The sequence below is a fragment of the Gilliamella sp. ESL0441 genome (assembly GCF_019469185.1).
Lineage (GTDB): Bacteria > Pseudomonadota > Gammaproteobacteria > Enterobacterales > Orbaceae > Gilliamella.
This window is the reverse complement of sequence record NZ_CP048264.1, coordinates 1908990-1925883: the sequence shown is the minus strand read 5'-3', so window position 1 is coordinate 1925883 and position 16894 is coordinate 1908990. Positions and strand designations below refer to the sequence as shown.

General features: G+C 34.4%; 19 protein-coding genes. 13 read left to right on the top strand and 6 right to left on the bottom strand.

All coding sequences use genetic code 11. The features are described 5' to 3' along the window. Window positions 1-33: 33 nt before the first annotated feature. A complete protein-coding gene (gene tolC, locus GYM75_RS08650) occupies window positions 34-1383 on the bottom strand; it encodes an outer membrane channel protein TolC (RefSeq protein ID WP_220215563.1) in 1350 nt (449 codons plus the stop codon). Between the two features lie 139 nt (window positions 1384-1522). On the opposite strand from tolC, the gene nudF reads away from it, so the two are divergent. Next, on the top strand, window positions 1523-2152 hold the full coding sequence (gene nudF / locus GYM75_RS08645) for an ADP-ribose diphosphatase (protein WP_220215562.1): 630 nt from the start codon (window positions 1523-1525) through the stop codon (window positions 2150-2152). A 175-nt stretch (window positions 2153-2327) separates the two neighbouring features. Continuing rightward, window positions 2328-3155 carry a 3',5'-cyclic-AMP phosphodiesterase gene (gene cpdA, locus GYM75_RS08640; RefSeq protein ID WP_220215561.1) on the top strand — a complete coding sequence of 276 codons (828 nt, stop codon included), beginning with the start codon at window positions 2328-2330 and terminating at the stop codon, window positions 3153-3155. A gap of 38 nt (window positions 3156-3193) precedes the next feature. Here the strand turns inward: cpdA and cls are convergent, their stop codons facing one another. The 5 genes from cls to fldA form a co-directional block, all read right to left on the bottom strand. Next, complete coding sequence (gene cls, locus GYM75_RS08635) at window positions 3194-4657, bottom strand: cardiolipin synthase (RefSeq protein WP_220215560.1); 1464 nt, start codon at window positions 4655-4657, stop codon at window positions 3194-3196. 5 nt (window positions 4658-4662) lie between these two features. Further along, on the bottom strand, window positions 4663-5121 hold the full coding sequence (yciA, locus tag GYM75_RS08630) for an acyl-CoA thioester hydrolase YciA (RefSeq protein ID WP_220215559.1): 459 nt from the start codon (window positions 5119-5121) through the stop codon (window positions 4663-4665). A gap of 23 nt (window positions 5122-5144) precedes the next feature. Continuing rightward, window positions 5145-5690 carry a septation protein A gene (locus GYM75_RS08625; RefSeq protein ID WP_220215558.1) on the bottom strand — a complete coding sequence of 182 codons (546 nt, stop codon included), beginning with the start codon at window positions 5688-5690 and terminating at the stop codon, window positions 5145-5147. 66 nt (window positions 5691-5756) lie between these two features. Then, complete coding sequence (gene fur, locus GYM75_RS08620; RefSeq protein WP_220215557.1) at window positions 5757-6215, bottom strand: ferric iron uptake transcriptional regulator; 459 nt, start codon at window positions 6213-6215, stop codon at window positions 5757-5759. Window positions 6216-6299: 84 nt separating this feature from the next. After that, window positions 6300-6812, bottom strand: a complete 513-nt coding sequence (fldA, locus tag GYM75_RS08615) for a flavodoxin FldA (RefSeq protein ID WP_220215556.1) — start codon at window positions 6810-6812, stop codon at window positions 6300-6302. Between the two features lie 180 nt (window positions 6813-6992). Here fldA and sucC point away from each other — a divergent pair, with 180 nt between their 5' ends. The 11 genes from sucC to hslU all read left to right on the top strand — a co-directional run bounded on the left by sucC (window position 6993) and on the right by hslU (window position 16817). Then, window positions 6993-8165, top strand: a complete 1173-nt coding sequence (gene sucC, locus GYM75_RS08610; RefSeq protein ID WP_220215555.1) for an ADP-forming succinate--CoA ligase subunit beta — start codon at window positions 6993-6995, stop codon at window positions 8163-8165. A 24-nt stretch (window positions 8166-8189) separates the two neighbouring features. Further along, entirely contained in the window at window positions 8190-9059 is an 870-nt protein-coding gene (gene sucD / locus GYM75_RS08605) for a succinate--CoA ligase subunit alpha (protein ID WP_220215554.1), read from the top strand. Window positions 9060-9157: 98 nt separating this feature from the next. Further along, entirely contained in the window at window positions 9158-10729 is a 1572-nt protein-coding gene (locus tag GYM75_RS08600; RefSeq protein WP_220215553.1) for a cytochrome ubiquinol oxidase subunit I, read from the top strand. Between the two features lie 22 nt (window positions 10730-10751). After that, a complete protein-coding gene (gene cydB / locus GYM75_RS08595) occupies window positions 10752-11888 on the top strand; it encodes a cytochrome d ubiquinol oxidase subunit II (RefSeq protein WP_220217300.1) in 1137 nt (378 codons plus the stop codon). 9 nt (window positions 11889-11897) lie between these two features. Further along, window positions 11898-12011 carry a cytochrome bd oxidase small subunit, CydX/CbdX family gene (locus GYM75_RS08590; RefSeq protein ID WP_220215552.1) on the top strand — a complete coding sequence of 38 codons (114 nt, stop codon included), beginning with the start codon at window positions 11898-11900 and terminating at the stop codon, window positions 12009-12011. A gap of 181 nt (window positions 12012-12192) precedes the next feature. Further along, window positions 12193-12588: a tol-pal system-associated acyl-CoA thioesterase gene (gene ybgC, locus GYM75_RS08585; protein ID WP_370632105.1), complete on the top strand. Its 396-nt coding sequence runs from the start codon at window positions 12193-12195 to the stop codon at window positions 12586-12588. Continuing rightward, complete coding sequence (tolQ, locus tag GYM75_RS08580; RefSeq protein ID WP_220215550.1) at window positions 12589-13269, top strand: protein TolQ; 681 nt, start codon at window positions 12589-12591, stop codon at window positions 13267-13269. Window positions 13270-13271: 2 nt separating this feature from the next. Beyond that, window positions 13272-13688: a colicin uptake protein TolR gene (gene tolR, locus GYM75_RS08575; protein ID WP_220215549.1), complete on the top strand. Its 417-nt coding sequence runs from the start codon at window positions 13272-13274 to the stop codon at window positions 13686-13688. Between the two features lie 31 nt (window positions 13689-13719). Continuing rightward, window positions 13720-14781, top strand: a complete 1062-nt coding sequence (gene tolA, locus GYM75_RS08570) for a cell envelope integrity protein TolA (protein WP_220215548.1) — start codon at window positions 13720-13722, stop codon at window positions 14779-14781. A gap of 152 nt (window positions 14782-14933) precedes the next feature. Next, entirely contained in the window at window positions 14934-15461 is a 528-nt protein-coding gene (gene hslV, locus GYM75_RS08565) for an ATP-dependent protease subunit HslV (protein WP_065556332.1), read from the top strand. Between the two features lie 27 nt (window positions 15462-15488). Beyond that, on the top strand, window positions 15489-16817 hold the full coding sequence (gene hslU, locus GYM75_RS08560; protein WP_255556762.1) for an HslU--HslV peptidase ATPase subunit: 1329 nt from the start codon (window positions 15489-15491) through the stop codon (window positions 16815-16817). Window positions 16818-16894: the final 77 nt, after the last annotated feature.

Sequence of the window (16894 nt, the reverse complement as noted above, 5' to 3'; positions counted from 1 at the left end):
TAATCGCCTTTTTATTAAAATAACCACAATAAATTAATTATTGATGGTAACTAATGTCGTTACGTCTTTACCTAACATACTGTTTAAATAAACTAAGTCATTAGCAGTTAACGTACCTACAGCATATTTTAACTGTAATAAACTGGTTAGATAATTATATTTTGCATCAGACAAGTTTCTTTTTGAGCTATAAAGTTGTGTTGTTGCATTAAGTACATCAACTATTGTTCGTGTTCCAACTTGGTAGCCCGAGTTTGTCGCTTCTAATGAACTTTCAGCTGAAACCACTGCTTGTTGATAAGCCTTGATGGCGCTGATTGATGAAGAGATATTATTATAAGAAGAACGAACTTGGTTGATTACAGCACGATTTGTACTCTCAAGTTTTTCACTAAAGCTAATGTAGTTATGCTGTGCTTGCTCAACTTTCGAAGTCGTTGCTCCGCCTGAGAAGATAGGTAAATTTACACTTAGACCTACATAATTATTGCCAGAATAAGTTTTACCATTGCCACCATTTGGCCCTGTATTGCGACCATATCTATCAGTTTTATTTAAATTTGTTGAAGCATCTAAACTTGCAGTTGGCAAATGTCCTGATTGAGAAAGCTTGATTTGTTCACGAGCAATATCTTGGTTAAGTTTCATTGTTAACAAATTAAGATTAGACGTTTCTGATTGTTTTAACAATGCACTAATTGCAGTTGGTGCTTCAGTTTTAAACGTATTCGTATTAATGGTTGCTAGTTTAGAATAAAAACGACCACTAACTTGGCGTAAATCTTCAATTGCATTATTTAAGTCATTTAATGCATTAACTTGTTGTGCAAGAGTAAGATCGTAATTAGCTTGAGCATTTTGCACGTCGGTGATTGCCACTAATCCAACTTGGTGCTGTTGACGTGTTTGTTCTAATTGACGTCCAATCGCTTTTTTCTGAGCATCAATAAAACTTAATGCATCAAGAGCTTTTAAAACATTAAAATAAGCAACGGAAGTATTTAATATTAAGGTTTGTCCTTGATACTGGTAAGCGATATCTGCAATCGTGGCTTGCTTTTTAGTGATATCTAAAGCTTTCCAGTTAGAATAATCAAAAAGACTTTGCGATAAAGTTAATTGATATAAATTACCACTTTTCGATTTGATACCGCTATAGTCTCGACGACCATGTGTGACACCATAAGAGGCACTTAAACCTATTTGTGGTAATAAACTGGCACGAGATCCAGAGATGGCTGAATAGGCTTTGTCTTTTTCAGCTAATGAACTGCGCAAATCCGGATTAGTTATCTTTGCTTGTTCATAAACCTGAACCAAATTCTCTGCAAAGACAGAGTGGCTTAACGCTAAGCCGATTAGAAAAGTTAAAGTTTTTTTCATCAATTTTCTCTTTAAAAAACATTCAAATATTGTAGTATTTTTAATTGTATAATTTTAACAGATAAATAAGATATAGTAAGCATAGTTTGTTTGCTATCCGCACTTTTTATTAAAATTTAGTCTAAAATTGAGAATTTATATGAAAATTAATAATAATCCGATCCTTTTTGACAAAAAAGATGTGTTTAATTTAACTAAACGTGTTTTATATAAAGGTTTTTTTTCTTTGCTAGAGTATCGTTTTCAATATCGTAAATTCGATGGAACTAAAAGCGAATTAGTTTCTCGAGAGATTTTAGAACGCGGTCATGCTGTAGTATTATTAGCTTATGATAGTAAGCGTGATCAAATCGTGATGATTGAGCAAATCCGTATAGCGGCTATCGAAACCCAAAATAGTCCATGGTTATTAGAACTTATTGCTGGCATGATGGATCATGATAATGAGTCATGTGAAGATGTTGCAAGACGAGAAGCCATAGAAGAAGCGGGAATAACGATAGGGCGTTGCAAACCTGTTATTAGTTATTTAGCATCGCCAGGTGGATTAACTGAAAAACTGCACATATTAGTTGGTGAAGTTGATTCCTCAACAGCTAAAGGAATTCATGGATTAGCCGAAGAAAACGAAGATATTAAAGTGCACGTAATCAGTCGAGAGCAAGCTTATCGATGGGTTCAAGAAGGAGTTATCAATAATGCTGCATCAATTATTGCAATTCAATGGTTACAGCTCAATTATGCGTTGTTACAGGAAGAATGGAAATAAAATTTTAAGTGATCACATTTAATTTTTTCTTTCATAAAAATGTGATCCATTTTACACTTTGTAAGCGTACTTGAATTTATAATAAAAAAATAAATATCAAAGCCAATCATAATGTCCTATTTAATGACTAAGTTGATAATAAAAATTGAAAATAAAACAGATGCTGAGGTAAATTTTGCAGTCATTTTTACACCTTCCAATAAAAAATAGCGATTTCGGTAATATATTGCATATTACTGATACGCATTTATTTGCTAATGATAATAATCAGTTATTAGGTGTTGATTCAAATGCAAGTTTTCTCTCTGTTATGGATGAGATAAAATCTTTAAAAAAACAATATGATTTGATTGTAGCAACAGGTGATTTTGTACAAGATGGCTCTAAAGAAGCTTACTCGTTATTTGCAAAGCAAATCCAAAAATTAAATACGCCTTGTGTCTGGCTAGCCGGAAATCATGATAACTATGCTTACATGCAGATTATTTTTAAAGATTACCAACTAGCTGAAAATAAAGTTGTTTTATTGGGTGATAATTGGCTTTTAATTTTGTTAAATAGTCAAGTAGTAGGGCAAGCATATGGTTACTTATCTGATTTAGAGCTAGCGTTTTTACGAAAAACGCTTGAAAACTATAATGATAGATATGCTCTTGTTTTTTTACATCATCACGCTATCGAGTCAGGATGTCATTGGCTAGATCAACATATATTGAAAAATAGTGATCAATTGAAAAATATCATCCAAAACTATCCTAAAATAAGTGGAGTAGGGTGGGGGCATATACATCAAAATCAAATGCATTCTTGGTATGGTTGCAAAGCATTTTCGACACCTTCAACTTGCGTGCAATTTAAACCGGCATCCTATGAGTTTAATTTATCTTTAGAGGCACCCGGTTGGCGAGAAATTAAACTTGGTAAAGATGGAGAAATACAAACCGATGTTTTTCGAATAAATAGCAACCAGTTTCAACCCGATCTGTCTCAAAACGGCTACTAATAATTATCCGTTTTGAATACCAAATGATTTAAATTTTATTATAATAACGGAGCAAAAAAGTAAAATAGCCGTTCAATAATATGTTGCCAAATTGGGCGTTTTTTCCATTCGGATACATTGACAGGATCGGATTGTGATAAATATTTTTGCAATAGGATAGATAATGAGTTTGCAAATTCAGCATCATCAATAACCGTTGTAATTTCAAAATTAAGCCATAAACTTCGCATATCTAAATTTACCGTACCGACAAGACTAAGCTGATTATCGATTAGTACACTTTTAGTATGTAACAAGTTATCATTAAATTGATAAAGTTTGACCCCCCCATCCAATAGTTCGGAAAAGAAAGCTCGACTGGCCCATTTAACCATTAGAGAGTCATTCTTTTTTGGTACTATAATGATAACTTCTACTCCTCGCTGAGCCGCGGTAACAACAGCATGGAGTATGTCATCACTAGGAACTAAGTAAGGGGTAGTAAAAATAATTTGTTCTTGTGCAGAATAGATTGCTGTCAATAGTACTTGATGAATCATATTTTCAGTATATCCTGGCCCTGAAGCAATAAGTTGCATAATATGTTTTTTGTCTTCAGGCGGTTCTGCAAAATCTGTAATTTGTGGTAGGGCTAAATATTTACCTGTTTCTAACTCCCAATCACTGGCATATATTGCACCCATCAATGTTGTAACGGGGCCATTCATTCGTACCATGATATCGACCCATTTACCAATGTGTTTATTTTGTTTAAAAAAACGTGGATCGACAATATTCATACTACCAGTATAAGATATATAGTTATCAATGATAGCTACTTTGCGATGTTGACGTAAATCAAGTCGTCTAAACATAAAACGAAGTAAATTTACTTTAAGAGCTTCAACAATTATGATCCCCGCATCACGCATACGTTTACTTGCATTGGTTCTAATAAAGTGTCGGCTACCAGCTGAATCCACCATTAAACGACAAATTACTCCACGCTTTGTTGCTGCGATTAGTGCATTTTCAACTTCATTGGCTCTACCACCTTCATTCCAAATGTAAAATACCATTTCAATATTCGAGGTTGCTTGATTAATGTCATTAATTAAGCGATCAAATATCTCATCAGTTTCGCTCAGTAGCTCAATATGGTTGCCATTTATACCATCAAGTCCAGTCTGATGTTTACATAATTGAAATATAGGTTTGCTGACTTGACTAACTTTTGTTGTAAAAATATCAGGAAAATCTTCAAGTCTTTGAATAAATTTAGCAATAGTAGGACGCATTTGCTGAGCTCGTTTTACTCGTTGTTGTCCTAAATGTGCCTCACCGATTGCGAAATAGAGTATGATTCCAACAATAGGTAAAATATAGATAATTAACATCCATGCAATCACATAAGTTGTTGGTCTTCGTTTGAAGACAATACGTAATGTGGTTGCAACAATCAGCAACCAATATATCAGAAATATCAACGTACTAACTAATGTATGAAATGAGTATAATTGCATATTTATTAACTATTATTAAGATTTAGTTTACTAATTGGATCTTTGTTACAATCAAAATATTGAAATATTTCAGGCAATGGCTTGGGATTATTGTGTTTATCAACTGAAACATAGGTAAAAACAGCATCCGTGATACGAAAACGTTGAGTTGTATCTTCTGTGTCGATTAATTTTTTAATCCAAACTTCAATAGCGATAGTCATTGATGTTCTACCTGTTTTTAGGCAATGCGCATAACAACACACGACATCTCCCACCATTGCTGGTTTATGAAAAGTAATACTGCTAGCATTAACAGTTACAACTCGGTTTTTAGCTATTTCTTTCGATAAAATTCCCCCAGCGAGATCCATCTGAGACATAATCCAACCACCAAAAATATGTCCATGAGGATTGGTATCCGAAGGCATAGCAAGTGTTCTTAGTACTAATTGTCCTTTAGGACTTTCAATATTTTGTCTCATATTTAAAGATACTCCTGCATATGCTATTTACTTTCTAGATCTTTTTTATCAATATTTTTGAAAATATAAATTCCTGAAATCAAAGATAATAACAATGATAAAATGGGTAAAATAAATACTTTAAATTTCCAAAAAAAGTTATCAGACATATAATAAGTTGCAATCAAACTGAACGTTCCACAAAGTATAAAAAAGACTATCCATATTAAATTCAGTTTATTCCAAATAATGTCATCTAATTGTAACTCTTTGCCTAACATTTTTTGAATTAAGTTTTTCTTAAATATAGATTGACTGATTAATAGAACAGATGCAAATAAAAAATTAATAATTGTTACTTTCCATTTTATGAATATCGCTTCTTTTGTGGCGAGCGTAATACCACCAAAAATCATCACCATCAAAAAGGAAATTAATTCTACTTTATCAATTTTTTTGTATAAAATCATTCCAATAACAAGTGATACACATGATGCAATCATTAATGCTTGAACACCAATAAAAATATCATACATTGTCAAAAAGACAAAAAAGACAACAAGCGGGATAAAGTTTAAAAGCTGTTTCATTTTAATTACTAACCTAACAGAAGAATTACGATAATTTGAAAAGTAAAAAAAGCCTATAAAATAGGCTTATTTTTTAGTATGAAGTTCAGGGTGTTTTTTGCAGTTACCGGAATCACAATGACCATAAAGATAAAGGCTATGAAAAGTTAATTTCACACCATATTGTTCAGCGATTTCCTTTTGCCTCGCATTGATCACTTCATCACGGAATTCAAAGACTTCACCACAATCTAAACAAATTAAATGGTCATGATGTTGTTGTGTTGCAAGTTCAAAAACTGCTTTCCCACCTTCAAAGTTATGGCGAGTGACAATCCCTGCATCATCAAATTGATTCAGCACGCGATAAACGGTAGCAAGACCGATTTCCTCTCCCATATCAAGTAACTTTTTATAAAGATCTTCTACGGTAATATGCTGGCACGAAGGGTCACGCAGCAATTCTAGTATTTTTAAACGAGGTAATGTAACCTTTAAACCCGCACTTTTCAGCGCTGCATTATTATCTCTATCATGATTTGTCATATTACATCCCAATATAGTTTAGTTGCTATAAATTGTTTATTATAAAAATGATGAACGGAAAATAAAAGAAATCATTTCAATAGATTAAATATTCATTTCTGCTTTAACTTGTTTAACCCAAGTTTGAATACGTTCTGTGGTTAATTCTGGTTGACGATCTTCATCTATAGCTAAACCAATAAAATGGTCATCATCTACTAAACCTTTAGATTCCTCAAAATTGTAGCCTTCAATTGGCCAATGCCCAACTATTTTTGCGCCATTAGGTTCAATAATATCACGTAACATGCCCATTGCACTGCAGAAAAATTCAGCGTAATCTTCTTGGTCACCACAACCAAAGATAGCAACAGTTTTTCCATTAAAATCGATTTGTTCAAGGTTAGGAAAAAAGTCTTCCCAATCAGCTTGTGGATCACCATAATACCAAGTTGAAATGCCGAAAAAAAGGTAGTCATATTTTTCTATATGCTCTTTTGTAGCGTTTCGAATATCAAAAAGATCTGCTTTATCACTCCCTAAAATGAGTTGGATTTGTTCAGCAACTTTTTCTGTATTACCTGTGTCACTACCAAAAAAAATCCCAACTTGTTTCATATTTTTACCTTTACAATTATTACGATATTAAATTAGCTTTTGAGTATATCATTGTCACTTATTATCAGCAATAATTCTCAAATACAATAAATATAAGATATTATTTACTACACAATTTATTTATCTTGCATTAGAATTGTGACTATTTTTTAATATTAACTTAAGTCATGGAATTTCTTTATGAACCTGCATGAATATCAATCCAAATCTCTTTTTAAGCAATATAATTTACCCGTGCCTGAAGGTTTTGTTTGTAACTCAATTGATGAAGTTCAAGACACGCTAGCTGAATTAGCATCAAAATCCGAGTTAGGTGCATGGGTAGCAAAATGTCAGGTTCATGCAGGTGGTCGAGGTAAGGCTGGTGGCGTAATATGCACCAATGATTTTAATCAAATAAAACTTTTTGCTGAAAAATGGTTAGGTCAACAGCTTGTGACTTATCAAACCACATCTGAAGGTCAACCAGTCAATCAAATTTTAATTGAAAAAGCTTCCAATATTCAAAAAGAACTCTACTTAGGTGCTGTGATTGATCGCAGTATTAAACGTGTCGTTATTATGGCTTCAACTGAAGGTGGGGTTGATATCGAAAGTGTTGCTGAAAAATCCCCTCATTTGATTCATAAAGTTGCGCTTGATCCATTAACTGGTCCTTGTGCGTTTCAAGGAAGAGAGTTAGCTTTTAAATTAGGATTATCTGGAAAACTTATTAATCAATTCGCTAAACTGTTTGTTAACTTTGCTACCTTATTTTTAGAAAATGATATGTCTTTAGCGGAAGTTAATCCTTTAGTTATTACCGATTCGGAAGATTTAATTTGTTTAGATGCTAAAATAGTTTTGGATGATAATGCACTATTTAAACACCCTAATTTAAATATTTTAAGAGATACAACGCAAGAAGATGTACGTGAATCAATCGCGGCTAAGCATGGAATTAGTTATGTTTCGCTTGATGGTAATATTGGTTGTTTGGTCAATGGCGCAGGTCTTGCGATGGCGACGATGGATATTATCAAGCTTTATGGTGGCCAACCAGCTAACTTCTTAGATGTTGGGGGGGGAACGACTAAAGAACGTGTTACAGAAGCCTTTAAACTCATATTATCAGATAAAAACGTCAGCGCTATTTTAGTTAATATTTTTGGTGGGATAGTCCGTTGTGATTTAATTGCTGAAGGGATTATTATTGCAATAAAAGAAATTGGTTTAACCGTTCCTGTGGTCGTCAGACTAGAAGGTAATAATGCACAATTGGCGAGAAAGATTTTAACTGAAAGTAAATTGAATGTGATGACAGCTGAAAGTTTAACTGACGCAGCACAAAAAATCGTTACTGTTGCAAAATAATAAGAAAGGTGGAGAAACGTTATTATGTCTATTTTGATTAACAAAAATACTAAGGTTATCTGTCAAGGTTTTACAGGTAGTCAAGGGACCTTTCATTCGCAACAAGCTATTGAATATGGTACTAAGCTAGTCGGGGGAGTTACTCCTGGTAAAGGAGGAACTGTCCATTTAGGATTGCCCGTTTTTAATACTGTTAAAGAAGCCGTTGATGCAACAGGAGCAACGGCAAGTGTGATTTATGTACCCGCAGCATTTGGTAAAGATTCTATACTTGAGGCTATAGAAGCAGGCATTAAATTAATTGTCTGTATAACTGAAGGCATTCCAACTTTAGATATGTTGGTTATTAAAGAAAAATTAAAAGAGACCGATGTAATAATGATAGGACCAAATTGTCCCGGTATTATTGTTCCTGATGAATGCAAGATTGGTATTATGCCTGCTCATATTCATTTAGCAGGTCATGTTGGTATCGTGTCTCGATCTGGTACACTAACTTATGAAGCGGTTAAACAAACAACAGATATTGGACTTGGTCAATCTGTTTGTATTGGTATCGGAGGGGATCCTATCCCTGGTAGTGATTTTATTTCTATTTTAGCGCTTTTAGAACAAGATCCGAAAACAAAAGCAATTGTCATGATTGGAGAAATAGGTGGCAGTGCAGAAGAAGAAGCAGCTGAATATATCAAAAAGTATGTCAGTAAGCCAGTGATTGCCTATATCGCAGGCGTATCAGCTCCTGTAGGTAAACGTATGGGGCATGCGGGTGCAATAATATCGGGTAACAAAGGAACAGCGGAAGAAAAAGTGAAAGTATTAAAAGCTGCTGGTATCACTGTTGTGAATAGTCTTACTGAAATTGGTGATGCAGTAAAAAAACAGTTTAAGTGACGTTTTTTTGACATTCATCAATTTTTATTATCAAAATATTGGTGTACAATATTTAGAAACGTAATATTTTTGTGGGCATTAGAGGAAAGGGAGCAATCATGTTAGATATAGTAGAACTATCACGCCTCCAATTTGCACTCACGGCAATGTATCATTTTATTTTTGTCCCATTGACGCTAGGACTAGCCTTTATGCTAGCGATAATGGAAACTGTATATGTTGTTAGTGGTAAGCAAGTTTGGAAGGATATGACCAAATTTTGGGGTAAGCTATTTGCAATCAACTTTGCAGTTGGTGTAGCAACTGGTTTAACAATGGAGTTTCAATTTGGCACTAACTGGTCTTATTATTCACATTACGTCGGTGATATTTTTGGCGCGCCATTAGCAATTGAAGGTTTGATGGCATTCTTCCTAGAATCAACAATGGTTGGTTTATTCTTTTTTGGTTGGGATAGACTGAGTCGAGGAAAACACCTGTTAGTGACATGGTGTGTAGCATTTGGTTCTAATTTTTCTGCTTTATGGATTCTTGTGGCTAATGGTTGGATGCAGTTCCCAATAGGTTCTGATTTCAATCCTATTAACTCACGTATGGAAATGGCAAACTTTTATGAGTTAATTACTAATTCGGTTGCACAATATAAATTTGTACATACTGTTGCCGCAGGTTATTTAACGGGTGCAATATTTGTATTAAGTATCAGTTCTTACTATTTACTTAAAAAACGTGATGTTCAGTTTGCAAAACGCTCTTTTGCTGTTGCGGCCATGTTTGGATTTATAGCTTCTATCATTGTTGCAATTATGGGTGATGAAGCTGGCCATGAAATGACAACCGTTCAACCGGCTAAACTTGCTGCTATCGAAGCGGAATGGGAAACTCAACCTGCTCCAGCATCATTTAATGTTATTGCTTTTCCTTCTCAAAAAAATAAAGAAAATTTATTTGCGATTGAAATACCATATGCGATGGGCATCATGACAACACGTTCATTAGATACTCAAGTAATAGGGTTAAAAGATATTCTGACAAGTAATGAAGCAAGAATCCGCAAAGGTATTTTAGCTTATACTAATCTGGTGAAAATTCAGCAAGGTAATCAGGATCCTGCTGTTGTTAAGGCATTTGAAGATAATAAAGCAGATTTAGGCTACGGTTACTTAGTTAAACGATTTACAGATAGAGATAATCTTACCATTTCTGAAGCGACAGAAGAGCATATTAAAGCGGCGACTGAAGATTCTATTCCAGCTGTTTGGCCTCTGTTTTGGTCATTTAGAGGCATGGTCGGTCTTGGTTTGTTAATGATTCTAGGAACAGCTTTATCGGTTTGGGTAACATATAAAAATAAAATTGGTGAAAAACGTTGGTTACATCGTATGTTAGTTTTATTTTTACCATTCCCATGGCTAGCATGTGAATGTGGTTGGTTTGTCGCAGAATATGGTCGTCAACCATGGGCAATTCAAGATATTCTTCCTACAGGTGTTGCAAATTCATCTCTAACTCCTGGTGAAGTATTATTCACGATGATATTGATTTGTGGGCTTTATACTTTGTTCTTAGTTGCTGAAATGTTTTTAATGTTTAAATTTGCTCGTTTAGGTCCTAGTTCCTTAGGTACAGGCAAATATCATTATGAAAAGACACAACCAATAACAGAATAGGACTAAGGGAGTATACACAATGATGATTGATTATGAAATTCTACGTGCTATCTGGTGGTTGCTAATAAGCGTGATATTGATTGGTTTCGTTGTCACTGATGGCTTTGATATGGGAGTAGGGATTCTACTTCCGATTATTGGCAAAACAGATACAGAACGTCGTATTATGATAAATGCGATTGCGCCACATTGGGACGGTAACCAAGTGTGGTTAATTACTGCAGGTGCGGGTATCTTTGCAGCATGGCCATTTGCTTATGCTGTTTCATTTTCTGGTTTTTATATTGCGATGATTCTAGTGCTTTGTGCGCTATTTTTTAGACCAATTGGTTTCGATTATCGTAGTAAACTTGAAAATTCGAAATGGCGAAATTTGTGGGATGCTGGAATTTTTATTGGTAGTTTTGTTCCTGCATTGGTCTTTGGTGTGGCATTTGGTAATTTATTAGAAGGTGTGCCATTTAGATTTGATGGATCTTACCGTGTCTTCTATGATGGTAACTTTTTTGGTTTATTAAATCCTTTTGCGATATTAGTCGGTATTGTTAGCTTAATGCTATTTGTTGCGCATGGTGGTGCTTGGTTACAGCTTAAAACTTCAGGTGAGCTTTATTTAAGAGCAAGAAAAGCAACACAAATATCATGTGTAGTTTTAGTGGTTGCTTTTTTATTCGCTGGGGTATGGGTTATGTTTGGTATGCATGGTTATGAAGTTGTAACTTCTTTAGATCATTCTGCAACATCACAGCCATTAAATAAAACAGTTTCTACGGATGCATCATGGCTAAGCAATTATATGAATTGTCCAATCTTATGGATTGTGCCTGTATTGGGGATTTTACTACCTTTACTTAACATTATTTGTTCAGGTATGAATAAAAATGCATTATCGTTTATTTTATCAACGTTAACCATTGCTTGTGTTTTATTAACTTATGGAATTGCAACATTCCCGTTCATTATTCCTTCAAGCATTATGCCTAATGCAAGTTTAACTATATGGGATTCAACATCAAGTCAATTAACACTTAACATTATGTTCTTTGTTGTGCTCATATTTTTACCTATCATTTTGTTCTATACTACATGGTCGTATATCAAAATGTTTGGGCGACTTGATAAAAATCATATTGAAAATAATAAACATTCACTTTATTAAGGTATTATTATGTATTACTTTTTATGGTTTATCGGGATTATTGCAGCGGTTATGCTTTCAGCTGTTACAGGACTTTGGGTCGAAAATCATAGTGGAGATAAAGAGTCCGACAATAATCAATAAAAAAGCATGAATAATTAACTAAAGGTGACTGTTAGTCACCTTTTTCGTATTTAAGCAATTTAAAAATAGATTTTGTTACAAATGATAATTGTTTTCATTTGGCGAATTCTATATCATAGTGCAGCGTAATTGATAATTCGTTATAATGACTCTCATAGAGTTTATATATATGAATGACAGTATGAAAGAATTTAATTGGAATGCCCGAGTTTATTATGAAGACACCGATGCCGGTGGAGTAGTTTATCATGCTAGATATCTTGCATTTTATGAACGTGCTAGAACTGAAATGTTAAGAGATCTTGGAATTAGCCAACATAAGTTATTGCAAGAAAATATTGCTTTTGTTGTCAAAAAGATGGATATTAACTATCACCTTCCAGCTCGTTTAGATGATTTGTTAACGGTTACATGTAAAGTAGATCAAATTCGCAAAGCATCGATTTTTTTTAAGCAAACTATTATTAATCAAGATAAGCAAGTAGTTAGTTCAGCTAATGTTATTATTGCATGTGTTGATATAAGTAAAATGAAGCCATGTGGGCTTCCTAAGTCATTAGTTTTGGAGTTTATATAAGTGGATAATCTGAATATTATTAAATTGTTTTTAAATGCGGGCCTACTCGTTCAAGGTGTTATGTTGCTTTTATTAGTATTTTCAATCATATCTTGGGCAATCATATTTCAGCGAAGTAGAGTTTTAGGTCAAGCAAAAAAACAAATTCAAGAATTTGATAATAGTTTTTGGGCTGCTGATGAGTTAAATGTTCTTTTTGAAAAAGCAAAATTAAGTAAAGAACAACTTGCTGGAACAGAACATATTTTTTATTCAGGTTTTAAAGAGTTCACTCGCTTATACCAAATCAATCCTAATATGCCAGAAGCTGCTTTAGATGGCGCATCACGTTCCATGCGGTTAGCTATGAATCGGGAACTTGATAATTTAGAGATGCATATTCCTTTTTTAGGTACAGTTGGTTCAATTAGCCCATACATCGGTTTATTCGGTACTGTATGGGGAATCATGCATGCATTTATTTCTTTAAGTGACGCTAAACAAGCGACGTTAAAATTGGTTGCTCCAGGTATTGCTGAAGCTTTGATTGCCACTGCCATCGGTTTGTTTGCAGCGATTCCTGCTGTTATGGCTTATAACCGCTTATCATTAAAAGTCAGTCGAATTGAACAAAGTTATCTTAACTTTATTGATGAATTTTCTGCTATTTTACAACGTCAAGTTGTTGCTGTTAGGAAATAATTATGCGAAGACGTTCACGTTATTCAACTAAATCTGAAATCAATATTGTACCTTTGCTGGATGTCTTGCTAGTATTAGTGCTTATTTTCATGGCAACCGCACCAATTGTGAATCAGAGTGTGGAAGTAGATTTACCTGAAGCAGCAGAATCGAAAACAGTTCCATCTTCTGATAAACCAATAATTTTAGAGGTTATCGGGATTGGCGTTTATGCACTTAGGGTAGATGATGTCCGACAAGAAAATATTACTCAAGAACAAATTATTGCAGAAGCCAAACAGCAATTGGCTTTGAATGAAAAAGCTGTATTTTTGGTTGGTGGATCTAAGGAAGTTCCCTACGATGAAATTATAAAGGCGTTGAATTTATTGCAATCTGCCGGTGTTAAATCGGTTGGATTGATGACTCAACCAATTTAATATTTAAAAATCTAAATGAAAAATGTCAGCAATGTTTAAAAAATCAAATTCAAAATTAAGTCTGGCCATAATTGTGTCTATTGTCTTGCATGTGATTTTAATCATAATTTTATGCTATAAAGTTATGCAAGATGATAGTAATAGTTACGGTGACATCAATGGTCAATCTCTGAATGCTATTATGGTTGATCCTTCTATTATGGTTGAGCAAAGACAAAGGCAATCACAAAGCCAAATCAATCAACAGCGATTAAGAGAACAAATTGACGATCAGATAAACAAACAAACTGAAGCATTACAACAAAAGCAGCTTGAACAACAACAGCTTCTAAAAAAATTGGAAATGGAGCGTTTGAAGCTTGATGAAAAAATGAAACAAGATCAACTTGAAGCAGAACGATTAGAAGCGGAAAGGAAGAAACAGGAACAGCTAGAAGCCGATCGTAAAAAAGAAGCCGAACGTATTGAGGCGGAAAGAAAGAAGCAAGAACAGCTAGAAGCCGATCGTAAAAAAGAAGCCGAACGTATTGAGGCGGAAAGAAAGAAGCAAGAACAACTAGAAGCTGATCGTAAAAAAGAAGCCGAACGTATTGAGGCGGAAAGAAAAAAACAGGAACAGCTAGAAGCGGAACGCAAAAAAGAAGCAGAACGATTAGAAGCTGAAAAAAAAGCAGCACAAGAAAAGGCGAAAAAAGAGAAACAATTAGCTAAGCAGAGAGCTGAGGCTGCCAAGAATGAAAAAGCAGTCAATGACCTTCTTGGCGGACTCACTTCAGGTAAACCAAGTTCATCTAATAGTCCTGCATCAAGTAAAGGTAATTCGAATGATGCAAAAAATAAATATATAAATTCGGTAAGAACAGCTATAAGTAATAAGTTTATTAATCCAAACAAACTTTATGCGGGAAAATATTGTAACCTGGAAATATTAATTGCTCCAGATGGTTTGATATTGAGTTTAAAAGTATTAGGCGGTGATGAACCATTATGTCGTGAGGCAGTTGCAGCAGCCAAGCTAGCACATATGCCGATTCCTTCCCAAGAACTTTATAATGAAGTAAAATTAATGAAAATTAATTACACTCCTAACTAATGCTAGTAAAACTTTCTTAATAACATAGTGTTATTGTCATATAAATAAATCCTCAACATCTTTAAATTAAGATGTTGAAAATGGATTAATCATCCCAATATATATTCTATTCATTCCGAATATAGTTATTTATGTAAGAGAAGGAGCAGAATATGACAACAATTGTCAGTGTCCGTCGAGAAGGTCAAGTTGTAATCGGTGGAGATGGTCAAGTCACACTAGGCGAACGTATTATCATGAAAGGGAATGCACGTAAAGTTCGTCGTTTATATAACAATAAAGTGATTGCAGGTTTTGCCGGTGGTACTGCTGATGCTTTTACACTGTTTGAGTTATTTGAGCGTAAATTAGAAATGCATCAAGGTCATTTAACCAAATCTGCTGTTGAGCTAGCAAAAGATTGGCGAACAGATAGAATGCTACGCAAATTAGAAGCTTTGCTTGCTGTTGCTGATGAAAGTGCTTCACTGATTATCACTGGTACTGGGGACGTTATTCAACCAGAAGATGATTTGATTGCTATAGGATCAGGAGGACCTTATGCACAAGCGGCTGCACGAGCCTTACTTGATAATACTTCACTATCGGCGCATGATATTGTGCAAAAATCTTTATCGATTGCTGGTGATATTTGTGTTTATACCAATAATTTCCAAACAATCGAAGAACTCAATTATTAATTTAAACTGATTTAAGAGAATTTTATTATGTCTGAAATGACCCCTCGCGAAATTGTAAGCGAATTAAACCAACATATCATAGGGCAAGATAAAGCAAAACGGTCTGTTGCAATTGCATTACGTAACCGTTGGCGCCGAATGCAACTAGATGAAGCATTACGACATGAGGTTACCCCTAAAAATATTTTGATGATAGGCCCAACTGGTGTTGGTAAAACTGAAATAGCAAGACGATTAGCAAAACTTGCTCGTGCTCCATTTATTAAAGTTGAAGCAACAAAATTTACTGAAGTAGGATATGTTGGTAAAGAAGTTGATTCAATTATCAGAGATTTGACAGATTCTGCGGTTAAGATGATTCGTCAAGAAGCGATGGAAAGAAATCGTAACCGTGCTGAAGAATTAGCAGAGGAACGTATTTTAGATGTTCTAGTGCCGCCTTCAAAAGATGGTTGGGGCCAAGTTGAAAATAATACTGATTCGACAGCAAGACAAGCATTTAGAAAAAAACTGCGTGAAGGTGCTCTTGATGATAAAGAAATCGAAATCGAAATTGCAGGAGTAAACATTGGTGTTGAGATCATGGCTCCTCCAGGTATGGAAGAAATGACAAGCCAACTGCAATCAATGTTTCAAAACTTAGGTGGACAAAAAACGAAACCACGCAAGATGAAAATCAAAGATGCATTCAAACAGTTGATTGAAGAGGAAGCGGCTAAATTAGTTAACCCTGAAGATCTTAAACATGAAGCCATTGAAGCTGTTGAACAAAATGGTATAGTGTTTATTGATGAAATTGATAAAGTCTGTAAACGAGGTAATTCATCGGGTCCAGATGTTTCACGTGAAGGTGTACAGCGTGATTTATTACCACTTGTTGAAGGATGTACTGTTTCAACTAAACATGGCGCAGTGAAAACCGACCATATTTTATTTATTGCTTCGGGTGCTTTCCAAACAGCTAATCCATCTGATTTAATTCCTGAACTTCAAGGTCGCTTACCAATAAGAGTTGAACTGCAAGCACTAACAAGTGAAGATTTTGAGCGCATATTAACTGAACCGAATGCTTCACTAACTGTACAATATAAGGCTCTTATGGCAACAGAAGGAGTTAACATTGATTTTACGGCAGATGGTATTCGTAAAATTGCGGAATCTGCTTGGCAAGTTAATGAACAAAATGAAAATATTGGTGCTCGTCGTTTACATACCGTATTAGAACGCTTAATGGAAGAAGTATCATTTGAAGCGAGTGAACTTGGTGGTCAAACGATTACTATTGATGCTAAGTATGTAGGTGATCATCTTGATAAACTTGTTGCTGATGAAGATCTTAGCAAGTTTATTTTATAATTATTTATATTAAATATAAAAAAAGGTGAGGTATCCTCACCTTTTTTCATTTTTGCTATTATCTAATTTTAAAACTA

What these genes read in the sequence shown, in the direction of transcription:
- hslU (WP_255556762.1), top strand. Translation starts at nt 15,489, where the DNA reads ATGTCTGAAATGACCCCTCGCGAAATTGTAAGCGAATTAAACCAACAT.
- ybgC (WP_370632105.1), top strand. Translation starts at nt 12,193, where the DNA reads ATGAAAGAATTTAATTGGAATGCCCGAGTTTATTATGAAGACACCGAT.
- nudF (WP_220215562.1), top strand. Translation starts at nt 1,523, where the DNA reads ATGAAAATTAATAATAATCCGATCCTTTTTGACAAAAAAGATGTGTTT.
- fur (WP_220215557.1), bottom strand. Translation starts at nt 6,215, where the DNA reads ATGACAAATCATGATAGAGATAATAATGCAGCGCTGAAAAGTGCGGGT.
- sucD (WP_220215554.1), top strand. Translation starts at nt 8,190, where the DNA reads ATGTCTATTTTGATTAACAAAAATACTAAGGTTATCTGTCAAGGTTTT.
- cydB (WP_220217300.1), top strand. Translation starts at nt 10,752, where the DNA reads ATGATTGATTATGAAATTCTACGTGCTATCTGGTGGTTGCTAATAAGC.
- cls (WP_220215560.1), bottom strand. Translation starts at nt 4,657, where the DNA reads ATGCAATTATACTCATTTCATACATTAGTTAGTACGTTGATATTTCTG.
- GYM75_RS08625 (WP_220215558.1), bottom strand. Translation starts at nt 5,690, where the DNA reads ATGAAACAGCTTTTAAACTTTATCCCGCTTGTTGTCTTTTTTGTCTTT.
- tolA (WP_220215548.1), top strand. Translation starts at nt 13,720, where the DNA reads ATGTTTAAAAAATCAAATTCAAAATTAAGTCTGGCCATAATTGTGTCT.
- fldA (WP_220215556.1), bottom strand. Translation starts at nt 6,812, where the DNA reads ATGAAACAAGTTGGGATTTTTTTTGGTAGTGACACAGGTAATACAGAA.
- GYM75_RS08600 (WP_220215553.1), top strand. Translation starts at nt 9,158, where the DNA reads ATGTTAGATATAGTAGAACTATCACGCCTCCAATTTGCACTCACGGCA.
- tolR (WP_220215549.1), top strand. Translation starts at nt 13,272, where the DNA reads ATGCGAAGACGTTCACGTTATTCAACTAAATCTGAAATCAATATTGTA.
- hslV (WP_065556332.1), top strand. Translation starts at nt 14,934, where the DNA reads ATGACAACAATTGTCAGTGTCCGTCGAGAAGGTCAAGTTGTAATCGGT.
- sucC (WP_220215555.1), top strand. Translation starts at nt 6,993, where the DNA reads ATGAACCTGCATGAATATCAATCCAAATCTCTTTTTAAGCAATATAAT.
- GYM75_RS08590 (WP_220215552.1), top strand. Translation starts at nt 11,898, where the DNA reads ATGTATTACTTTTTATGGTTTATCGGGATTATTGCAGCGGTTATGCTT.
- tolC (WP_220215563.1), bottom strand. Translation starts at nt 1,383, where the DNA reads ATGAAAAAAACTTTAACTTTTCTAATCGGCTTAGCGTTAAGCCACTCT.
- yciA (WP_220215559.1), bottom strand. Translation starts at nt 5,121, where the DNA reads ATGAGACAAAATATTGAAAGTCCTAAAGGACAATTAGTACTAAGAACA.